Source organism: Gluconacetobacter asukensis (assembly GCF_014174375.1).
Classification (GTDB): Bacteria; Pseudomonadota; Alphaproteobacteria; order Acetobacterales; family Acetobacteraceae; genus Gluconacetobacter; species Gluconacetobacter asukensis.
Map to the genome: position 1 here is coordinate 232,540 of NZ_JABEQE010000005.1, position 18,463 is coordinate 251,002.

Genomic DNA, 18,463 nt, shown 5'->3' on the forward strand with positions numbered 1-18,463 from the left:
AAACGTCCGGCCGGGGAAACGCCGCTGCGGACATGCGCTCCGGCCCATCGGCACGATCCCACGCTGCTTCACACAAGGCGGCCGGCAGTCTAGGTAAGGACCGGCCCGCATGCAACCGAAACACGGATGGAGCATCGTATCCCGGATGGACAGCCACGACGCCAATCGCATCGGCGCCGCGATCCTGCTGACCGCGCTGGCCGTCGCGGGCAGTGTCGGGGTCGGGCGCCTGGCCGTCCCCGTCGCCATCCCGCTCCGTCCGGCCTTCGCCCTGCCCGAACCACCCGACGGAGCGGCCGGCCCGTCGATCGCCGACGCACTCGCCCATGCCGATCCCAAGGCGGGACAGACCCTTGCGGCACGATCCTGCACGATGTGCCACAGTTTCACGAAGGACGCGCCGCCCACGGTCGGCCCCGACCTGTTCGGCGTCGCCGGCACCCCCATCGCCGGGATTCCCGGCTATAGCTTCTCTCCCGCGCTGTCGGCACACCGGTCGGAGCTCTGGACCGACGACGCCCTTTCGACGTGGCTGGAAAGCCCGGCCCGTTTCGCGCCCGGCACCCGCATGGCATTCCCCGGCCTGCCCGATATCCGCGACCGCGCGGCGATCATCGCCTATCTGCACACTTTGTCCGACGGAGGACACCTTCCATGACCCAGTCCAATACGCCCCAGGCCGACATCCCCCTCTCCGATGCCGACCGCCTGCTGGAAGCCGCGATCGCCGCTGCCGATGCCGCCGGATGCGTGATCCGTCCGTTCTTCCGGTCCAGGCTCGCGGTGGACGACAAGAGCGACCAGAGCCCGGTAACCGTCGCCGACCGCACCGCCGAACGCACTATCCGGGCAACCCTGGCCGAACGCCTGCCCGACCACGCGGTTCTGGGCGAGGAATTCGGGCTGGAACGCGCGGGCTCCCGCTGGTGCTGGGTGATCGACCCGATCGACGGCACGCGGGCATTCGTGACCGGCCGGCCAACCTTCGGCACGCTGATCGCCCTGCTGGATGACGGGGTCCCGGTGCTGGGCATCATCGACCAGCCGATCACCGGCGAGCGCTGGATCGGCGTGCGTGGCCGGCCAACGCGCTACGAATCCCGCCTTCCCGGCGCCATCGGCACCCGGCGCTGCACCGATTTGAAGGTGGCCGAACTCTCCTGCACCTCGCCCGAGATGATCGAGGGCGCACCGACACCGCATTGGGACGCGCTGCGCCGCGCCGCCCGCCGCGTGACCTGGGGCGGCGACTGCTATGCCTACGGCCTGCTGGCGCTCGGCCAGGTTGACGTGATCGCGGAATGCACGATGAAGGTCTGGGACTGGGCCGCCCTGGTCCCCATTATCGAGGGTGCCGGCGGCCGGGTGACGGACTGGCACGGCCGCCCGCTGCGGGCCGAGGGCGACGGCACGGTGCTGGCCGTGGGCGATCAGGCGATCCTGGCGGATGCCGTCTCCCTGCTGAATACCGGCCTGCCTGCGCATTGAACCCACGCCACCGCCCGGCCGGCACATGGCACCGATGCCATCCTTCCCCTATCCATTTATCCGCGGATCGGATAGGAGCACCATCTTCACCGAATAAACGCGAGTATTCGAGATGAGCAGCGAAGCCACCTCCCACCTGTCCCTCCCCAAGGACAAGATCCGCATCCTGCTTCTCGAAGGCATACATGACAGCGCCGTGTCGCTGCTGAAGGCCAACGGATACGAGAACGTCACGCGCCTGAAGACCGCCCTGGAAGGGGCGGCCCTGCGCGAGGCGCTGGAAGGCGTGCATATCGTGGGTATCCGTTCCCGCACCCAGCTGACCGACGAGGTCATTGCCGCCGCCGACCGGCTGATCGCCGTGGGCTGCTTCTGCATCGGCACCAACCAGGTCAACCTGACGGCGGCGCGCGGCCACGGCATTCCGGTGTTCAACGCCCCGTTCAGCAACACGCGCTCGGTCGCCGAGCTGGTAATGGGCGAGGTCGTGATGCTGATGCGGCGGATCTTCCCCCGCTCGGTCCAGTGCCATGAAGGCGGCTGGAACAAATCGGCGGCCAATAGCTGGGAAGTCCGGGGCAAGACGCTCGGCATCGTCGGCTACGGCTCGATCGGCTCGCAGCTCTCGGTCCTGGCCGAGGCGTTCGGCATGCGGGTGATCTATTACGACGTGATCGACAAGCTGGTTCACGGCAACGCCACCCCGGTCGATTCTCTGAACGATCTTCTGGCGCAGAGCGACGTGGTCAGCCTCCATGTGCCGCAACTGCCCAGCACCGCGAACCTGATCGGCGCCGAGCAGATCCGCGCGATGAAGCCCGGCTCGTTCCTGATCAACAACGCCCGCGGCAATGTCGTGGACCTGGCGGCCCTGGCCGACGCCCTGCGCGACGGCCACCTGCTGGGGGCGGCGATCGACGTGTTCCCGACCGAACCCAAGGGCGCGGGCGATGCCTTTACCTCGCCGCTCCAGGGGCTGGATAACGTCATCCTCACCCCGCATATCGGCGGCTCCACCGCCGAGGCGCAGGAGCGGATCGGCGTCGAGGTCGCGCGGAAGCTGATCGAATATTCCGACGTGGGCTCGACCCTGGGCGCCGTCAATTTCCCGACCGTGCAGTTGCCCGAAAGCCCGCGCGGCACCCGCTTCATGCACGTCCACAGCAACGTTCCCGGCATCATGCTGCAGATCAACGAGATCTTCATGGCCGAGAACAGCAACATCACGGCCCAGTATCTCCAGACGGACGGCGAACTGGGCTATGTGGTGGTCGAGGCCGATACGGGACGCGATACCGACAAGGACAACCGCATCCTGCGCCGCCTGCGCGACCTGAAGGGCACGATCCGCGCCCGCCTGCTGTACCAGCAGCCCTGACCAAAATAGGGTGGCGGGGCATGATCCTCCCCGCCACCCTGCCCTCTTGACCCGTCAGGAAGACAGAGGCAAAAGCAGACAGTCTCCGACCAGGGTCCCAAACGGACACCCATGTCGCGGATAGCCTAAACGATGGCGTAACGCGCCCATCGCCGCCGGGTTAGCACAGCGGTAGTGCAGCGGTTTTGTAAACCGAAGGTCGGGGGTTCAAATCCCTCACCCGGCACCAGAAATCCCCACATTCCTCCCACGGGCAATAACGCAGGGATCGCGTCTCAAGCGATTCCAGCGTTTTCCATCAAACGTCCTCATTCTGACGGGCAGGATTTCGATCCAACAAGGATCGTCATTCGGCCTGCCCTGCCGCCATGACCAGTTCCCCGGCCTGAAGCACGCCCGGAAGATTCATGGCTTCTTATGGCCGCCGCGCATGCCGCCCGCGATATGGGGCGTTTGTTAACTTTTATATGACAATCTGAAATTCCGGTCTTCGAAGGGAAGCGTCAATCTCTGGAGGAGCACGACCATGTCGAGCGCAGGAACGTACCACACTTACGATGCAGCAGGTCATGTAGAAACTACGTGGACCATTACTGATGGAACTGTCTTTAATGGTGGCGTTGGAAACTCCAATATCGTCATAACAGACGCAAGCGGAAAGACGATCTCTACAATTAACGGCGTCCCGGATAATATTCTGGCTGAAAATATTCAGACAGGAACGAATGCGACCAACGGTAGCCTTGTGTCTGTTCTTGGCGGGGCGTGGGTCTCCACCCCTGGCTCCAGCGGAACTATCGATTTTCTTCTCGGCCTTTTGTCTGTCCCCACATTCACGATTGGCGGAACGACAGATATTAATTTTGTTGCGAACGCCGCGACGGTAGCAACTGTCAATATTTATGGTGGTACCGCATCATTCTCTGGTGGCATTCTGGCCGGCGCCCTCACCGGTTCGAACATCAACATCGGTTACGGTGGGGAGTACAACGGCTCAACGCAGCTCGTCAGCCTTCTTCAGGGAACGAATATCAAGTTCACGACAGGAGGCGGAACTCTTGTCCTGAATGGGAACAACGTCTTCCTTAACCTTTCCAACATAAACATCACCGGATACGACCCGCAGTACGATACTATAGAACTCCAGAATACAGTCGCTACCATTTCTGGTTATACCATAACAAACTCAGGAACAGATAAAACAATTACACTTTTTGGAAGCGACGGGACACAAATTGCAACTTACACTGCAACACCCGCAACAGGTGCATACCTTCCCGCCGGAACTTACAATAATCTGGCGACGACAGATACCGCGACGAACCCCCTGAAAATTACCTACAATAGCGGCAATACTTATATCGGTGTCTGCTATCTCGCCGGCTCCATGATCCGGATGCCGGACGGTGACCGTGCGGTCGAAGAGATGCGTATCGGCGACGAAGTATCGGTCTTCGACTGGCAGAACAACACGACGATCACCCGCAAGGTAATCTGGGCCGGCAGCAGGACGACGACTGTCAATCCAGACCTGCCGGATGACGAATCAGGTTACCCGATCCGCATCCTCAAGGACGCGCTCGCCGATGGCACCCCCTACAAGGACATGCTGATCACCGCCGAACATTGCCTGTTCTTTGATGGCAAGTTCATCCCGGCCCGCATGCTCGTCAACGGACGATCGATTTTCTATGACAAGTCCTTCACCACCTATGACTATTACCATATCGAGACCGAAGAACACGCCGTGATCATGGCGGACGGCGTTCTGACCGAAACCTATCTCGACACGGGCAATCGCGGCACATTCCGTCAGAACGGGCCAGTCCTCAGGATCGGCGGCCGCGCGAAGAACTGGGCCGAGGACGCGGCGGCCCCCCTCGGCGTCGACCGGAGCTTCGCCGAGCCCCTGTTCCGCCGGATCGAGACCCGTGCGACGCAGGCCGGCCTGAAAAACCGTGCCGAGGCACCGCCCCTGACGGCCGACCCGGAGCTGCATCTCGTCACCGACAAGGGGCAGATCCTCCGCCCGGTCCGCGAGGCGAACGGCTATATCAGCTTCATGATCCCGACCGGTGTCGCATCGGTGCGCCTGGTTTCTCGCTCCGGCCGCCCCAGCGATACGATCGGCCCATTCGTCGACGACCGCCGCCAGTCCGGCATCTCGGTCGGCGAGATCATGCTGTTCGAAGGCAATCACGCCCAGAACGTCACGACGCATCTGACCGACACAACCCTGTCCGGCTGGAATGCGCTCGAACAGGCTGACCGGCGCTGGACCGACGGCAACGCGCTGCTGCCGCTCGGCCAGCGATACCCCAATGGCGTTGCCCTGCTGGCCATTCAGGTCCGGGAATCCGGTCTTTACCTCACCTCCACCGGATCGGCCGGGGCCGCGTCGGCGCGAATGGCCTGACAATCCTGGCACGGTCGTTTCGTGACCGGGCCCTGCTCCCTTCACGGGAGCAGGGCTTCTGCTTTATCTACCATCCATGGCGCAAAGAATTCTCCTCCAGCCCGGACAAATCTGGAGCCCGGAAGATCCGTCTCTCCCGGCCCGCCGAGTACGCGATTTCCCCAAGGGCATGCTCTCCTACACCCTGGTTTCGCCTTCGGCGGACGATGGCGAGCATCTGGTCACCCAACAGCTCTTTCGCAAATGGATCCGGGAGAACAGCGCAACACTGGCCGGCAATGACGGCGAGAAGGCCTCACCGTCGGCCGAACTCGCCAAGAAGATCGCCACCCTGCGCTCAGCCTGCGGCATGAGCCAGTCCGAACTGGCCACGGCACTCGGCCTGAGCCGCTCCGCCATAGCGGCCCTGGAAACCGGCCGTAGTAGCGCACGCATCCATATCCCCAGACTGGCCGAACTGTTCCAGGTACCCATGGAACTCTTCCTCAGCGGCATGACGGAGCAGTCATTCCGCGCGGATCTCTCAGTGGACGAACACGATCTCATCACTCTTTACCGCCGCCTCCCGGTCGCATCGAAGATCAGCGTCCAGAAATATGTCGAACGCCAGACCAGGACCGCCGAAAACGACGATTGACTGCCTGCAGGCGCTCTTGCCGTCTGTCCATCAACTACCCGGTGATGATAATTGAAATTACAAGAGTATGCGGGTCGCGGAATATGACGGGAATCCTGGCGGGTCGGAGCAGTCTGTCGACGATATTGACCTGCGCGGTCTGGTGCCTTGCCGCCATTGTCAGTGTCGGATGGACCCGGCATGGCGGCAGTTCCTCGATGATCTGGCCCGCCAACGCAATCCTGGCGGCGGCGGCCCTGTGCATCCGGAATTTCAACTGGCGGCTGTTTCCCCCGCTGCTGCTGGTCCTGTCGACGATGGTCAATCTGGGTGACCATCGCCCCTGGGTCACCAGTGTCGGCTTCGCTACCGCCAATCTGGTCGAAACCGTACTCGCCGTTCTTCTGACCCGCCGTTTCAGCCCCATATCCGGCTTTTTCGAATATCCCGGATGGGCATTCCGTTTCGCTGTCGCGACGGTTGTGGCCGTGATCTGCTCTGCGGTCATCGCCGCGGAAGCACTTTACCTCAGTGAGGGACGCGACTGGCTGGGCGGCGCGATGGCCTGGACGATGGCCCACCTGCCCGGCCTTCTGATTACCGTTCCGGTTCTTCTGGCCCTGAATCCCTACGATACCAAGGGGAGCGCAGACCATGATGCCCCCTCGCGACTGGTGGTCATCGGCCTGATGGCGCTGGTCGCCGGCGCGGCAATCGTGGTCTATCGCCAGTCACACTATCCATTCCAGTTCCTGCTTCTGCCTCCGCTGGTCCTCGCCACCTACCATCTCTATGCCAAGGGCGCCGCGCTGGCCGTTGCGATCATCGCCATGATCGGCAGTTATTTCATCTTCACCGACGTCGGTCCCGTCATGCCCTTTCATGGGCCGGACTCGCTGCGGGTCTATATTTTCCAGCTCGATCTGGCGACGATCTTCTTCTGTGCCTTGCCCCTGGGGGCCGTACTGACCCAGCGCGACCAGAAGGCCTTACTGGCCGAGCGGCGGCTGCGCGATTTCCGTCACCTGGCCGACCGGGTGGGCGACGTGCTGTTCCGGGTGGATGCCTTCGGACGGTGGAGCTACCTCAACCCGGCGTCCGAGCAATTATTCGGCGTGCCGGTCGAATATCGGCTGGGCCAGCACATGCTGGAGAGCGTCATCCCCGAGGATCGCGTGGCGCTCAGCCGTGCGCTGGCCGAAATCGTATCGGGCAGCCGTGAAGATCTGCGCCAGATCGTCAGCATCTGCCGTCGCGACGGCACGATCCGACATGTCGAGATCCTGGCCCACCGCCTGGATGAAGATCTGGGTTATGGCGGGCTGATCCGCGACGTGACCGACCAGTTGACGCAGGACGAGCAGAACCGGCAGATCGCCGAAGCCAACGAGCATGCCGCCAACACCGACGAACTGACCGGCCTGCCCAACCGGCGCGCATTCTTCCAGACGCTCCACGCCTGTCTGGCGCAGAGGACATCGAAGATAGCAGTCGCGATCTTCGACCTGGATCATTTCAAGCTGGTCAATGACCGCTACGGTCATCCGGTCGGGGACGTGGTGCTGCGGCGGGTGGCGTCCACGGTGCTGGCTTCCGTGCGCGACAGCGACATGGTCGCCCGGATCGGAGGCGAGGAATTCGCGGTCCTGATCACCGACCAGAACCCGGAGCAGGCGATCAGCCTGGCGCGCCGCCTCGTCCGCGCCGTCTCGTCGGATTCGATCGCGATCCCGTCCGGTCCGACCCTGCATGTCACCATCAGCATGGGCATCGCCAACCACCAGCCCGGCGAAGAGCATGCGGCATTGATCGAGCGCGCCGACCAGGCGCTCTATGCCGCGAAGAGAGGGGGCCGCAACCGGCTGATGATCGCCGACGCCACCCTCACCTCACAGCCAGCCGACAGCGCCTGAACGGGCTCTCACAGCAGCCCGGACTGCCGGAAACTGGTCGCGCCGCCATTGCCCACGATGACATGGTCGCGCACCGTCAGCCCCAGCACGGTGGCGATCTGTTCCAGCCGCCGGGTCATCATGATGTCCTCGCGCGACGGCATGGGGTTCCAGCCAGGATGATTATGGACCAGAATCAGCTCACTCGCCTTCAGGCGGATGGCACGGCGCATGACCTCCCGCGGATAGACGGGCGTCTGGTCGATCGTGCCTTGGGCCAGGACCTCATCCGCAATCAGGCGGGCATTCCGGTCCAGGAACAGCACGCGAAACTGTTCCAGCGTCTCGCGCGCCAGAACGGCCTGCAGATAGGCCATCAGCGCATCATGTGACGCCAGCAGGCTACCCTGCCGGATTCGGGTACGCATCAGCCGGATGGCCGCCTCGCGCAGCAGCGGAAAGGTAACGACCACCTGAAGGCGCCCGTCGGCAACTGCCGACAATTCGTCGGCATCGGCGGCGAAGACGGCACCAGCCGTCCCGAATCGTTTCAGGAGGGCCTGCGCCAGCGCCGTCGGATCAGCGCCCGGCGGCAGGATCAGCGCCAGGATCGTGGACAGCAGCGCGGCATCCTCCGCAATGGTCGCGGCGGCGCTCATGCCGTCCCGCGCCCCCGGCCACCCGCAAGGAAGGCCGGCAATGGTCGCGAAGCGGCTGCGGTGGGGCTATAAGGGGTCTTCATGGAGCCAAAAGGACCATCGCCGGTATGAATGTTCTGTCGTCTCTCAGCCATCACGACGCGGTTCTTCTCGATCTCGACGGTACCATCATCGATTCCCGCGCCGGCATTATCAGTTCCCTGCACGACGCGATACGCGATCTTGGCCATGAACCCGATCCGGCGGAAGACCTGACCTGGGTTGTCGGCCCTCCCCTGCATGATCTGGTGGCGCGCGTCCTGACGCATTATGGCGATGACCGCGCCGAAGAAGCCGTACGCCGCTACCGCTATCATTACGAACGGCGCGGCATGCATCGCAGCCCTGTCTTTCCCGGCATGCGCGAGGTGATCGAGGCCGTGACGGCATCAGGCGCCCGGCTGTTCCTCGCGACCTCCAAACCGGTTCACCTGGCACGCGCGATCCTGGAATTGCGGGAACTGACCCCCTATTTCACGGCTCTGTACGGCGCACGGCCCGACGATACCGGCGCGGAAAAGCCCGAACTGATCGCGCAATTGCTGGAAGAACACCAGATCGCCAAAAACCGCGCCATCATGGTGGGCGATCGCCGGTTCGATATCAGCGGGGCGCATGCCAACCATATCAGGGGGCTGGGCGTACTGTGGGGATATGGCGGCGAGGAAGAACTGACCGAAGCCGGAGCAGACGCGCTGGTGACCGATCCGGGTGAACTGATGGCCGCCATCCGGGGCCAGCTTGCGGCAGCGCACATCCATCCGGCGGGGTAAAATATCTAGAGCCGCCGCTGCTGACGCAGGCTGAGCCACTGGCCCTGCCGCAGGAACACATGGTCCTGGATCGTCAGGGACAGATTCTGCGCGTGGTAGGAAATGGCCTGCATCAGCACCGCGTCCCCTTCGATCATCGCAACCGGCGGCGGCCATGAGGGCGCGATGCGGACGCCGACCAGCGCCGAGGCATGCAGGTCGAGCGCCCGCAGCAGGATATGGCGCTGGGTCAGTTCGGGCGTACCCTCATCCCACATATCGTCCACCGCTTCGTCCGCGATGATGTGATTGATGCTGTCGAGGAAGAGAACACGCAGTTGGCCGGGCGGCGCATCAGCCAGTTGCGTGTCGCAATAGGCCAACACGGCATCCCAGTCCCCCATCGGGGTGCGGGTCAATGGATCGGGACGCGACAGGCAGTCGGCCACCGAAGCCGGCAACCCCAGCGCCGCCGCCACCCGGTCCGACAGGCCCGCCTCCCGCAGGGCATCGGCCGAGGCCGACAGCAGCGCGCCCAGACTGCCGAATCGGTTCAGCAGGGCCTTGGCCTGCGGTTTGGTGTCCCGCCTCGGCACACCGATGAACAGCAGCATCTCCACGATCTCGTAATCCGCGAGCGACGCGGCGCCGGAGGCCAGAACCCGCGCGCGCATCCGCGCCCGGTGCCCGCTCGGCCCGGTTTCCCTGAAGGGAACCGCCTGCCCCGCGCCCTTTCCGCCGCTCCTGCCCACCCGCGTCATGACGCTGCCTGTCTCCGTATCCGATGGACCAGTCCCCCCGGTGCAGGAATCAGTCCGCAATGCGTGGTCGCAATGCTTGGTCATAGTCCCGCGACGCCCTATACCGAAACCGTGAACCAGACCCCAGCCCCCACCCCCAACGCTCCGGATTATCTCCAGCGCCTCAATCCCGAACAGCGGATGGCGATCGAGACAACCGACGGCCCGCTGCTGGTCCTTGCCGGCGCGGGCACGGGCAAGACCCGCGTCCTGACCACCCGCTTCGCCCATATCCTGCTGTCGGGCCGCGCGCGGCCCTACCAGATCCTGGCCGTAACCTTCACCAACAAGGCGGCGCGCGAAATGCGCGAGCGGATCGGCACCCTGCTGGGCGAACCGGTCGAAGGGCTGTGGCTGGGCACATTCCACGCCCTGTGCGCACGCATGCTGCGCCGCCATGCCGAATATGTCGGACTGAGTTCAGGCTTCACCATCCTCGATACCGACGACCAGCTCCGCCTGCTCAAGCAGGTGATCGAGCCCTTGCGCATCGACAGCAAACGCTGGCCCCCCCAGGGTATCCTGGGCGTGATCCAGCGCTGGAAGGATCGCGGACTGACGCCCGAGCGCGTCACCCCGGCCGAGGATTGCGATTTCGCCAACGGCCAGTGCCGGGCGATCTATGCCAGCTACCAGGCGCGGCTGGTCCAGCTGAACGCCTGCGATTTCGGCGACCTGATGCTGCATGTCACCGAGATCCTGCGCACCAGGCCGGACGTGCTGGCGCAATATCACCGGCTGTTCCGCTACATCCTGGTCGACGAGTATCAGGACACCAACACCATCCAGTATCTGTGGCTGCGCCTGCTGGCCCAGCGCGAAGGGCAGCAGGCGAATATCTGCTGCGTCGGCGACGACGACCAGTCGATCTATTCCTGGCGCGGCGCGGAGGTCGAAAACATCCTGCGCTTCGAGCGCGACTTCCCCGGCGCTGCCATCGTCCGGCTGGAACGCAATTATCGCTCCACCGCCCAGATCCTGGGCGCCGCCTCCGGCCTGATCGCGCATAATGACGGCAGGCTGGGCAAGACCCTGCGCCCCGGCCGCGACGACGCATCCGGCGAAAAGGTCCGCGTGGCCTCGGTCTGGGATTCGGACGACGAGGCCCGGCTGGTCGGCGAGGAAGTCGAACGCCTGCGTGCCGGCGGCCACCGCATGTCGGAAATCGCCATCCTGGTCCGCGCCGGCTTCCAGACCCGCGCGTTCGAGGAGCGGCTGATCGCACTCGGCCTGCCCTACCGGGTCGTCGGCGGCCTGCGCTTCTATGAACGCGCGGAAATCCGCGACGCACTGGCCTATATGCGCGTGCTGAACCAGCCGGCGGACGATCTGGCGTTCGAACGCATCATCAACGTGCCCCGGCGCGGTATCGGCGCCGTCGCGATGCAGAAGTTCCATCAGGCCGCCCGCGACGGCGGCATGCCGCTGACGGCCGCAATCGGCGCCATGCTGGAACGCGGCGAGATCAAGGGAAAAGCCCGCGACAGTCTGGCCGCGCTGCTGGCCTGCCTGGATCGGGGGCGCGAGGCCCTGCCGCGCGAGGGCCATGTCGTGGTCGTCGACACGCTGCTGGAGGAAAGCGGCTATATCGACATGTGGAAGGCCGATACCTCGGTCGAGGCACCGGGCCGGCTGGACAATCTGAAGGAACTGGTGCGCGCGCTGGCCGATTTCGAAAGCCTGGGCCACTTCCTGGAACATGTCGCCCTGGTGATGGAAAACGAGGAAAGTGCGGGCACCGAACGCCTGAGCATCATGACCCTCCACGGCGCGAAGGGGCTGGAATTCGACACCGTGTTCCTGCCGGGCTGGGAGGAAGGCGTTTTTCCGTCGCAGCGCACATTGGACGAAGGCGGCCTGAAGGGGCTGGAGGAAGAACGGCGCCTGGCCTATGTCGGCATCACGCGGGCGCGGCATCGGGCCATCATCAGCCATGCCGCCAGCCGCCGCATCTACGGCAACTGGCAGTCCGCCATGCCCAGCCGTTTCATTGAGGAACTGCCGGACGAATACGTGACCACGACCGGCGCCGCCAGCCAGGCGCGCAGCCGGAGCTTCGGCCAGGCTCCCGCCTTCTCCAGCACCTTCCCCATCACCGCGCGCCGGCCGCGCGTGGCCGATGCGGGCGACGCGGCGGCACCCGCCAAAGCGGCGATGCCGGTGGGCACGCGCGTCTTTCATCAGAAATTCGGATACGGGACGGTGTCGTCCGTCGAGGGCAACCGGCTGGAAGTCGCCTTCGACAAGGCGGGACCGAAACGTCTCCTGGACAGTTTTGTCGAGAAAGCACCATGACAAGTCTGACCCGTCGCCACGCGACGGAACTGGAAACCATTGCCGTCACCGTCCCCGCCGACGCCGTCATGGCGTACGAGGACGCGCTCTCGGTCGTCTGTTCCACAATCGGGATCTTCGAGGTCGACGATACCCAGATCCTGTGGCGGGTCGAAGGCGTGCGCGACCTCGGCTTCGGCGAGGCCGAACTGACGGCCGCCCTGGCCCTGGCCGCCGCCGTCAGCGGATACGCTGCCGAACTGGAACGCACGCGAACCGAGGCCGAAGGCTGGCTGGCCCGCACCTACGAATCCTTCCCCGAGCAGGATGTCGGGAAGCGTTTCGTGGTGCGCGGAACCCATCTGGAAGGTCCGTCCACCTCGCGTCGCATCGCAATCACCCTCGATGCCGGCATGGCCTTCGGGTCGGGCGAGCACGGATCAACCCGCGGCTGCCTCCGCGCCCTGGAACAGGTGGCGCATCGCCGGCCGCACCGGATCCTGGACATGGGCTGCGGCTCGGGCATCCTGGCCATGGCCGCCGCAGCATTGCTGCGCCGCCCGGTCCTGGCGGTGGATATCGACCCATGGTCCGTCCGCACCACCCGCCAGAACGCCGCATTGAACGGCCTGTCGGCACTCGTGACGGCCCGGCTGGGCAATGGCTGGGGCACACCGGGCCTGAAGCGCCATGCCCCCTTCGACCTGATCTTCGCCAATATCCTGGCCCGCCCGCTCTGCCTGATGGCGAAGGACCTGGCGGCGCATCTGGCGCCCGGCGGCACCGCCATCCTGGCCGGCCTGCTGAACAGCCAGGCCCGGATGGTGGTCGCAGCCCACCGGCGGCAGGGTCTGGTCCTGGAACGGCACCTGACCGAAGGCGACTGGTCGACGCTCGTCCTGCGCCGCCCCGACGGGTCCGCCGGCGCCTGACAGATCGTACGTCGCCACAGAAAAACGATAGAACAGATTGTTTATAAAGCAATAAGGACGATAACAATGCCCGAGATCCAAGCCCGCCTTCCCGCGCTGCGCCGCGTTCTGGAAGAAATGGATGTCGACGGCTTCGTCCTGCTGCGCGGCGACGAGCATCTGGGCGAATATGTCGCCCCCTACGCCGAACGCCTGGCGTGGCTCAGCGGCTTCACCGGCAGCGCCGGCCTAGCCGTCGTGCTGCGCGACGGGCCGGCGGCCATATTCTCCGACGGGCGATACATCACGCAGATGGACCAGCAGGTGGACGGCACGGCCTGGGCCCGCCTGCATATGCGCGACACCCCACCGGCGGAATGGCTGGCGGCACAGGGCGGCCGGGGCCTGCGGATCGGCTACGACCCCCATCTGGTGGGCGAGGCCGGGTTGCAGCCTTACCTCGCGCGCGGGCTGGACATGGTGCCGCTGGCGGCCAATCCGGTGGACCGGATCTGGAGCGACCAGCCGGCTGCCCCCGGCACGCCCTGCCTGCCCCACCCCCTGTCATTCGCGGGCGAGGACAGCGCCGACAAGCGGGCCCGCATGGCCGTCATCCTGCGTGCCGCCGGCCAGGACGCGGCCATCGTGGGCGACCCGACATCGATCGCCTGGCTGCTGAACATTCGCGGCAACGACATTCCCTACACGCCGGCCTGCCTGGCTTTCGCCATCCTGCATGCCGACGCACGGGTGGATCTGTTTATCGACCCGGCGCGCGTGTCGCCCGACGCCGCGGACTGGCTGGGCCCGCAGGTGCGGATCGTGCCCCCCTCGGGGCTCGACGCGGCCCTGGCGGCACTGGCCGGCCAGACAATACGGGTCGATCCGGTGGGCACGGCAATCTGGTTCATCCAGACGCTGGAAGCCGCCGGTGCCACCATCGCCCGCGCCACGGACCCGTGCGCACTGCCCCGCGCCTGCAAGAATGATGTCGAGCAGGACGGCGCACGCAAGGCGCATCTGATCGACGGCGTGGCCCTGTGCCGCTTTCTCCACTGGGTCGATACAGAGGGCGTCGGGCAGAATGAACTCCAGGCCGCGACACAACTGGATGGCTTCCGCGCGCTTTGCCCCGATTATCGCGAGGAAAGCTTTCCCGCCATCTCCGGGGCCGGCCCGAACGGCGCGGTCATCCACTACCGGGTCACCCCGGAATCCGCCCGGACTATTGGCGCCGACGAAGTCTATCTGATCGACAGCGGCGGCCAGTATCCGTTCGGCACGACCGACGTGACGCGCACCCTCTGGACCGGCAAGGGGCCGGGGCCCGATGGCGTGCGCGGCCCCTTCACCCGCGTGCTGAAGGGTCATATCGCCCTGGCGCGGGCCCGCTTTCCGGTGGGCACGACGGGCCATGCGCTGGATGCCCTGGCGCGCTATGCGCTGTGGCAGGAGGGGCTGGATTACGATCACGGGACCGGCCATGGCATCGGCAGCTATCTTTCGGTGCATGAGGGCCCATGTTCGATCTCGCCCGTTCATCGGCCGGTGGCGGTCGCGGCGGGCATGATCCTGTCCGACGAGCCCGGCTATTACCGGCCGGGGGTCTTCGGCATCCGGCTGGAGAACCTGCTGCTGGTCCACCCGGTCCCGGCGGAGGCCGGACGGACCTTCCTGGGGTTCGAGACTCTGACCCTCGCACCATTCGACCGGCGGCTGATCGACCCGGCTCTGCTGACCGGCGAGGAGGCGGCGTGGCTCGATACGTACCATGCACGCGTTTTTGATCTTATCGCGCCGCAACTGGATACAGACGCCCGTGCATGGCTGGCGACAGCCTGCGCCCCGATCGTGGCGGAATAGCGCGAAACATCCCCGGACAGCGCCAGATAATGTGACCGCGAAAGCCCCTGCGACGGGGGCGCGTGCAATTGTCACCCGTCTGCCACGGGCCTAGGACCATACGGGTTCCGGCCCGGCTGCCCCGCCTCGCGAACGCACGGTCGGCAGGTCGGGCCTGGCAAAGCACAGAGGGAGACGTTCGACAATGTCCGCTGAAAAGACCATTCCGGCTACCCTGATCCCCGGCGATGGGATCGGCCCGGAAATCATGGATGCCGTGACCGAGATCCTGGACGCGGTTGGCGCGCCGTTTGCCTGGGACAAGCAGCTCGCGGGTATGGCGGCGGTTGACGCGACCGGCAATCCGCTGCCTCAACAGACGATCGACAGCATCCGTCGCACCGGCCTGGCCCTGAAGAGCCCGCTGACGACCCCTGTCGGTGGCGGCTTCAAGTCCATCAACGTAACCCTGCGCCAGGAATTCGGGCTGTATGCCAACCTGCGCCCGACGCGGACATTCGTTCCGGGTGGCCGTTTCGACAAGATCGACCTGGTCCTGGTGCGCGAGAACCTGGAAGGGTACTACGCGGCGATGGAAAGCTACATCCCGGTGGGCGACGACCCGCACGGGATCGCGACGGGTGCCGGCTACAACTCGCGCGCCGAATGTAACCGCATCGTCCGCTTCGCGTTCGAATATGCCGTCAAGCATGGCCGCAAGAAGGTGACGCTGGTCCACAAGGCCAACATCCTGAAGCTGCTGACCGGCCTGTTCCTGGAAGAAGGCCGCAAGGTCGCCAAGGAATATGAAGGCCGCGTGGAATGCAACGAGCGCATCGTCGATGCATGCGCCATGCAGCTGGTCATCGACCCCTGGCAGTATGACGTCATCGTCACCACCAACCTGTTCGGCGACATCCTGTCCGATCTGACGGCCGGCCTGGTCGGCGGTCTGGGCATGGCCCCGGGTGCCAATATCGGCGAGAAGGCCGCGGTGTTCGAAGCCGTCCACGGCTCGGCCCCCGACATCGCCGGCAAGAACCTCGCCAACCCGCTGGCCCTGCTGCTGGCTGCGAACATGATGCTGGAGCATGTCGGCCGCGACGACCTGTCCAAGCGCATCGAAAGCGGCATCCGCGCCGTGATCACCAAGCGCGAACTGCTGACCCGCGACCTGGGCGGCAATAGCGGCACGCGCGAATTCACCGCCGCGCTGAAGCAGCACCTGGTCTGATCCACGTCCGCCGGTTCCCCCAGAACCGGCGGCCCCGCGCCCCGCCTCGGCGGGGCGTTTTTTAACTCCCCCTGTAGGTCGAAAACCCATAGGGCGAGACCAGCAGCGGCACATGGTAATGGCCGCCCTTGCCATCCGGCCCCGGAGCCGCAATCCCGAACGCGATCGGCACCACGTCCAGAAAGGGCGGGTCGCTCAGCGCCACACCCTGCGCCCGGAAATAGGCGGCAACCGCGAATTCCAGCCGATAGGCTCCCGGCGACAATTCCCCTGCCCCGGCCAGATCCGGGCACCGTCCATCGTCATTAGTCCGGCCACGGAACAGGCAGACCTCCCCCGACCAGAGCACGATCTCCATGCCCGCCGCCGGCCGGCCAGAGACCAGGTCGAGGACATGGCTCGACAGACTGCTCATGATCCCGGCTCCTCCCGTGCCAGCACACCCAGCGCATCGGTCAGGCGCAGGGCCGCGATCTTGCCGATTTCCACGATCGCGGTGTCCAGTTCCTCCGCCGGCGTATGGGCCAGGCGGCGCTCCATTTCCGACAGGATCAGCGCCTTGTCCGACAGGCGGACGCAGATCACGAACGGCATGCCGAAACGCGCGGCATAGCCGTCATTCAGACTGTTGAACCGCACATATTCCTCCGGCGTCAGCCGATCCAGCCCCGCCGAGGCCTGTTCGGCCTGCGAGGCACGGGTCAGGTCAGGGTCAAGCCCCGCCCGGCGCGCCAGTTCGGGATGCGCACGCACCAGCGCCAGCTTCTCTTCCACCGTCGCCCGGTCCAGCACACCGGTCATCGCCGCCAGCATCGCGCCCGGGTCCGCAAACGGGCGCAGGGGCGCCGCACGTTCCACCACCCAGGGCGAATGTTCGTAGAGCGCGCCGAACCGTTCGACGAACCGCGCGGGTTCCATCTCGTTCACGCGCTGCATGACCGGATTCATGCGGGATGGACCTCCAGCCAGTGGCGGGCGACATCCAGGCGCGTCGCCACCCAGACCCGTTCATGGGCCAGCACATGGTCCAGGAAGCGTGCCACCGCGCGGGCGCGGCCCGGACGGCCGGCGATGCGGCAATGCAACCCGACGGACATCATCTTCGGCGCCACGTCACCTTCCTCGTACAAGGTATCGAACGTATCGCGCAGATAGCGAAAGAACTGCTCGCCTTCGGTGAAGCCATTCAGCGCCACATAGCGCATGTCGTTCACATCCAGCGTATAAGGCACGATCAGTTGCGGCCGCCCATAACGGTGGTCGTAGTACGGCAGGTCGTCAGCGTAGGAATCCGCATCGTAGACGAAGCCACCTTCCTCGACGATCAACCGGGCGGTGTTCGGGCTGGTGCGGCCCTGGTACCAGCCCAGCGGGCGCGACCCGGTCAGGTGGGTGTGCAGCGCAATGCAATCGCGGATATGCGCGCGTTCGCGCGCCTCGGGAATATCCTGGTAATCGATCCAGCGCAGGCCATGGCTGGCAATTTCCCACCCCGCATCCAGCATCGCCTCCACCGCATCCGGGTTGCGGGCCATCGCGGCGGCAACCCCGAAGATCGTCACGGGCAGCCCCCGCTCCACGAACAGCCGGCGCAGACGCCAGAACCCGGCACGCGACCCGTATTCGTACAGGCTTTCCATCGCCATTGCCCGCGCGCCGGGCACTGATCGCGCACCAACCATCTCGGACAGGAAGGCTTCGGACCCAGCATCGCCATGCAGGACCGAATTTTCGGCCCCTTCCTCGTAATTGATGACGAACTGCACGGCGATCCGCGCCTGACCGGGCCAGCGCGGATCAGGCGCATCGCCGGCATAGCCGACAAGGTCGCGGGGATAGGGCACAGTCATGACGCCGCCTCATAGACAGCCCGGGCCGCATCGATGGCCGCGCCGGGCGGCGGCACATAGCCCTCGGCCCGCAACACGGCCTCCAGCGCACCGAGCGTGATCAGCACTTTGTGCCGCATCGCATTGTACCCCATCGCGCCGATCCGCCAGACCTTGCCCGCCAGCGGCCCGAAGGCGGTGCCGATCTCGATCTCGAACTCGCCGCGCATCCGGGCCCGCACCCGCTCGCCATCCACGCCGTCGGGGATATAAACCCCCGTCACATTGGTCATGCGGTAGGCATCCTGGCCATACAGGCTCAGCCCCATGGCC

Annotated in this window: 16 protein-coding genes, 1 tRNA gene and 1 pseudogene; 12 read left to right on the plus strand and 6 right to left on the minus strand. The window is 65.3% G+C overall.

Features of this window, described 5'->3' with window-relative positions; genetic code table 11:
- The first annotated feature begins 109 nt into the window (after window positions 1-109).
- The 7 genes from HLH35_RS08250 to HLH35_RS08280 all read left to right on the plus strand — a co-directional run bounded on the left by HLH35_RS08250 (window position 110) and on the right by HLH35_RS08280 (window position 7,811).
- Window positions 110-658: a c-type cytochrome gene (locus HLH35_RS08250; protein WP_246384938.1), complete on the plus strand. Its 549-nt coding sequence runs from the start codon at window positions 110-112 to the stop codon at window positions 656-658.
- The gene (locus HLH35_RS08255; protein WP_182978675.1) at window positions 655-1,488 is read left to right on the plus strand and encodes an inositol monophosphatase family protein; all 834 of its coding nucleotides are present in this window, start codon (window positions 655-657) and stop codon (window positions 1,486-1,488) included. The genes HLH35_RS08250 and HLH35_RS08255 overlap by 4 nt, the downstream gene beginning before the upstream one ends.
- A 112-nt stretch (window positions 1,489-1,600) precedes the next feature.
- Complete coding sequence (serA, locus tag HLH35_RS08260; protein WP_182964659.1) at window positions 1,601-2,866, plus strand: phosphoglycerate dehydrogenase; 1,266 nt, start codon at window positions 1,601-1,603, stop codon at window positions 2,864-2,866.
- A 154-nt stretch (window positions 2,867-3,020) separates the two neighbouring features.
- A tRNA-Thr gene (locus tag HLH35_RS08265) sits at window positions 3,021-3,095 on the plus strand.
- A gap of 297 nt (window positions 3,096-3,392) precedes the next feature.
- The gene (locus HLH35_RS08270) at window positions 3,393-5,282 is read left to right on the plus strand and encodes a Hint domain-containing protein (protein WP_182978676.1); all 1,890 of its coding nucleotides are present in this window, start codon (window positions 3,393-3,395) and stop codon (window positions 5,280-5,282) included.
- A 169-nt stretch (window positions 5,283-5,451) separates the two neighbouring features.
- A complete protein-coding gene (locus HLH35_RS08275; RefSeq protein ID WP_182978677.1) occupies window positions 5,452-5,919 on the plus strand; it encodes a helix-turn-helix domain-containing protein in 468 nt (155 codons plus the stop codon).
- A gap of 83 nt (window positions 5,920-6,002) precedes the next feature.
- Window positions 6,003-7,811, plus strand: a complete 1,809-nt coding sequence (locus HLH35_RS08280) for a sensor domain-containing diguanylate cyclase (RefSeq protein ID WP_182978678.1) — start codon at window positions 6,003-6,005, stop codon at window positions 7,809-7,811.
- A gap of 8 nt (window positions 7,812-7,819) precedes the next feature.
- Here the strand turns inward: HLH35_RS08280 and HLH35_RS08285 are convergent, their stop codons facing one another.
- Complete coding sequence (locus tag HLH35_RS08285; RefSeq protein ID WP_182964662.1) at window positions 7,820-8,449, minus strand: JAB domain-containing protein; 630 nt, start codon at window positions 8,447-8,449, stop codon at window positions 7,820-7,822.
- Between the two features lie 107 nt (window positions 8,450-8,556).
- On the opposite strand from HLH35_RS08285, the gene HLH35_RS08290 reads away from it, so the two are divergent.
- A complete protein-coding gene (locus HLH35_RS08290) occupies window positions 8,557-9,261 on the plus strand; it encodes an HAD hydrolase-like protein (protein WP_182978679.1) in 705 nt (234 codons plus the stop codon).
- A 5-nt stretch (window positions 9,262-9,266) separates the two neighbouring features.
- Here HLH35_RS08290 and HLH35_RS08295 read toward each other — a convergent pair whose 3' ends face one another.
- Complete coding sequence (locus tag HLH35_RS08295) at window positions 9,267-10,001, minus strand: JAB domain-containing protein (RefSeq protein WP_182978680.1); 735 nt, start codon at window positions 9,999-10,001, stop codon at window positions 9,267-9,269.
- A 72-nt stretch (window positions 10,002-10,073) separates the two neighbouring features.
- Between HLH35_RS08295 and HLH35_RS08300 the strand changes: the two genes are divergently transcribed.
- From HLH35_RS08300 to HLH35_RS08315, 4 genes are all read left to right on the plus strand, one after another.
- Window positions 10,074-12,335 (plus strand): ATP-dependent helicase, encoded by a 2,262-nt coding sequence (locus tag HLH35_RS08300; RefSeq protein WP_220790600.1) that lies wholly within the window; start codon window positions 10,074-10,076, stop codon window positions 12,333-12,335.
- Window positions 12,332-13,246: a 50S ribosomal protein L11 methyltransferase gene (locus HLH35_RS08305; protein ID WP_182978681.1), complete on the plus strand. Its 915-nt coding sequence runs from the start codon at window positions 12,332-12,334 to the stop codon at window positions 13,244-13,246. Before HLH35_RS08300 ends, HLH35_RS08305 begins: the two co-directional genes overlap by 4 nt.
- A 66-nt stretch (window positions 13,247-13,312) precedes the next feature.
- Entirely contained in the window at window positions 13,313-15,088 is a 1,776-nt protein-coding gene (locus HLH35_RS08310; protein WP_182978682.1) for an aminopeptidase P family protein, read from the plus strand.
- 184 nt (window positions 15,089-15,272) lie between these two features.
- Entirely contained in the window at window positions 15,273-16,301 is a 1,029-nt protein-coding gene (locus tag HLH35_RS08315) for an isocitrate/isopropylmalate dehydrogenase family protein (RefSeq protein WP_182978683.1), read from the plus strand.
- A gap of 61 nt (window positions 16,302-16,362) precedes the next feature.
- Here HLH35_RS08315 and uraH read toward each other — a convergent pair whose 3' ends face one another.
- The 4 genes and pseudogenes from uraH to HLH35_RS08335 all read right to left on the minus strand — a co-directional run.
- Entirely contained in the window at window positions 16,363-16,716 is a 354-nt protein-coding gene (gene uraH / locus HLH35_RS08320; protein WP_182964669.1) for a hydroxyisourate hydrolase, read from the minus strand.
- A complete protein-coding gene (gene uraD, locus HLH35_RS08325) occupies window positions 16,713-17,249 on the minus strand; it encodes a 2-oxo-4-hydroxy-4-carboxy-5-ureidoimidazoline decarboxylase (RefSeq protein ID WP_246384939.1) in 537 nt (178 codons plus the stop codon). Before uraD ends, uraH begins: the two co-directional genes overlap by 4 nt.
- Window positions 17,246-18,151, minus strand: coding sequence for an allantoinase PuuE (gene puuE / locus HLH35_RS08330; protein ID WP_182978684.1), 906 nt, complete (start codon window positions 18,149-18,151; stop codon window positions 17,246-17,248). Before puuE ends, uraD begins: the two co-directional genes overlap by 4 nt.
- Window positions 18,148-18,463 (minus strand): annotated as a pseudogene (locus HLH35_RS08335) (alanine--glyoxylate aminotransferase family protein); the annotation flags it as partial. The pseudogene HLH35_RS08335 and the gene puuE, both read right to left, overlap by 4 nt.

Excerpts from the sequence above, each read along its gene's own strand:
- HLH35_RS08250 (WP_246384938.1), top strand. The coding sequence starts at position 110 with ATGCAACCGAAACACGGATGGAGCATCGTATCCCGGATGGACAGCCAC.
- HLH35_RS08255 (WP_182978675.1), top strand. The coding sequence starts at position 655 with ATGACCCAGTCCAATACGCCCCAGGCCGACATCCCCCTCTCCGATGCC.
- serA (WP_182964659.1), top strand. The coding sequence starts at position 1,601 with ATGAGCAGCGAAGCCACCTCCCACCTGTCCCTCCCCAAGGACAAGATC.
- HLH35_RS08270 (WP_182978676.1), top strand. The coding sequence starts at position 3,393 with ATGTCGAGCGCAGGAACGTACCACACTTACGATGCAGCAGGTCATGTA.
- HLH35_RS08275 (WP_182978677.1), top strand. The coding sequence starts at position 5,452 with ATGCTCTCCTACACCCTGGTTTCGCCTTCGGCGGACGATGGCGAGCAT.
- HLH35_RS08280 (WP_182978678.1), top strand. The coding sequence starts at position 6,003 with ATGACGGGAATCCTGGCGGGTCGGAGCAGTCTGTCGACGATATTGACC.
- HLH35_RS08285 (WP_182964662.1), bottom strand. The coding sequence starts at position 8,449 with ATGAGCGCCGCCGCGACCATTGCGGAGGATGCCGCGCTGCTGTCCACG.
- HLH35_RS08290 (WP_182978679.1), top strand. The coding sequence starts at position 8,557 with ATGAATGTTCTGTCGTCTCTCAGCCATCACGACGCGGTTCTTCTCGAT.
- HLH35_RS08295 (WP_182978680.1), bottom strand. The coding sequence starts at position 10,001 with ATGACGCGGGTGGGCAGGAGCGGCGGAAAGGGCGCGGGGCAGGCGGTT.
- HLH35_RS08300 (WP_220790600.1), top strand. The coding sequence starts at position 10,074 with ATGCTTGGTCATAGTCCCGCGACGCCCTATACCGAAACCGTGAACCAG.
- HLH35_RS08305 (WP_182978681.1), top strand. The coding sequence starts at position 12,332 with ATGACAAGTCTGACCCGTCGCCACGCGACGGAACTGGAAACCATTGCC.
- HLH35_RS08310 (WP_182978682.1), top strand. The coding sequence starts at position 13,313 with ATGCCCGAGATCCAAGCCCGCCTTCCCGCGCTGCGCCGCGTTCTGGAA.
- HLH35_RS08315 (WP_182978683.1), top strand. The coding sequence starts at position 15,273 with ATGTCCGCTGAAAAGACCATTCCGGCTACCCTGATCCCCGGCGATGGG.
- uraH (WP_182964669.1), bottom strand. The coding sequence starts at position 16,716 with ATGAGCAGTCTGTCGAGCCATGTCCTCGACCTGGTCTCTGGCCGGCCG.
- uraD (WP_246384939.1), bottom strand. The coding sequence starts at position 17,249 with ATGAATCCGGTCATGCAGCGCGTGAACGAGATGGAACCCGCGCGGTTC.
- puuE (WP_182978684.1), bottom strand. The coding sequence starts at position 18,151 with ATGACTGTGCCCTATCCCCGCGACCTTGTCGGCTATGCCGGCGATGCG.